The organism is Pedobacter sp. 01N416, assembly GCF_056399685.1.
This window is the reverse complement of the sequence record NZ_JBFTRT010000846.1, coordinates 1-1,440: the sequence shown is the minus strand read 5'-3', so window position 1 is coordinate 1,440 and position 1,440 is coordinate 1. Positions and strand designations below refer to the sequence as shown.

Genomic DNA, 1,440 nt, shown 5'->3' with positions numbered 1-1,440 from the left:
GGTTACTATGGTGGAATCTATTTTAGCCTGTGTTTTTTTTTCCGTGCCACCCTGGCAAGATGCCAGCAATAAAGCGGCTGCTCCTAGTATTGGGAAGATGTTTTTCATTAGGATATATTCTTTTCTTATCGGATTGATTTTTTATTATTAAGCAAAGCCCCTGCCAAAAAGATTCTTAAACCTGTGCCGATCTTACATCGGAATTAAGTTTATCCTAAATATATGAGCTATGTTATAAGCTTAACTGGGAAGTTATTTTAAAAAAAACAACGAAATGTTGGTTCCTTTGTGTTCTTCAGATTTTATATCGACCTCTATTTTATGGAATCGGGCAATACTTTGCACAATGGCTAGCCCCAGGCCAAAGCCGTTTTCTTCGGTATTTCCCCTTTTAAATCGATCGAAAGCATTTTCTACGAGTGCTGCGCTCATGCCAGATCCGGTATCGCTGATGGTGAGGATATATTTTTCGGCTTCGGTTTTATCTGTTATGGCAATGGTCCCCCCCTCAATATTATACTTTATTGCATTATTGATAATATTGATTAAAAGGGTATGTATCAGTGCTTTATTTCCGGTAAAATGAAAGTCCTTCGAAAGGTGAGCATTATAACTGATATTTTTATCTGCTATTCGATCTTCCAGATCTTCATATATATCATCGATTTCCTGTTTGAGGCTAATTTCTTCGGTTTTTAGATACTGATTGTTTTCTACCTTCGAAATGAGCAATAAGCTGTTGATAATTACCTTTAAGCGGTTTAAGGTTTTTAAAGAGGCGTAGATTTTATTTTCATGCTCTACAGGAATATCTCGAGTATTGAGCATATTTTCGAAGCGCGTACTTAAAATTGAAATAGGGGTAAGCAGCTCATGCGAAACGTTAGCTATAAACTGCTTTTCTAAAGCAAAAAGCGTATTTATTTTACGCATTAAAGAGTTTATGCTATTGTCAAGGATTTTAAAATCGTTGGTGGTAGTTGGTATATTCTGATAATTGTAATGGGAAGGATCATCAACTAGATTGATCTTTTTGTCGATAATGAGATCGATAGCCTTTTAAATAAGGAACAATCTTTTACCGATTACAATATTTTAAAGGAAGAATTTATCGTTTTAACAGATATCCCCGATAACCAGAAAGACTCCACAGCAAAAGTATTTACAGAAAAGAGGGAAATTGAAGGCGATATTGAAGTATATAGAATCCTCAATTATAAATTTTCGTATCATACAAACTGGTATAATCTGGAGATTGGAGAAACAATGACGGCGCTCCAATCCATTAAAAATTCGATCCGTTTTTACATGCTGATTGTGCTGGTTGCCGCCTTACTTATTACTTTGGTAGCAGATTTTACCTTCTCAAACTTTTTATTAAAGCCTTTTTACCTCATTATCGACAAAAAGATCAATCTAGTTGATGATCCTTCCCATTAC

General features: G+C 35.1%; 1 protein-coding gene. It reads right to left on the bottom strand.

Going from position 1 to position 1,440, the window contains the following annotated elements; genetic code table 11:
* Nucleotides 1–252 precede the first annotated feature (252 nt).
* Nucleotides 253–933 (bottom strand): sensor histidine kinase, encoded by a 681-nt coding sequence (locus AC1DND_RS27790; protein ID WP_477586072.1) that lies wholly within the window; start codon nucleotides 931–933, stop codon nucleotides 253–255.
* Nucleotides 934–1,440 lie beyond the last annotated feature (507 nt).

Bases quoted from the DNA above. Each gene is read 5' to 3' on its own strand.
- AC1DND_RS27790 (WP_477586072.1), bottom strand. From the start codon at position 933: ATGCGTAAAATAAATACGCTTTTTGCTTTAGAAAAGCAGTTTATAGCT.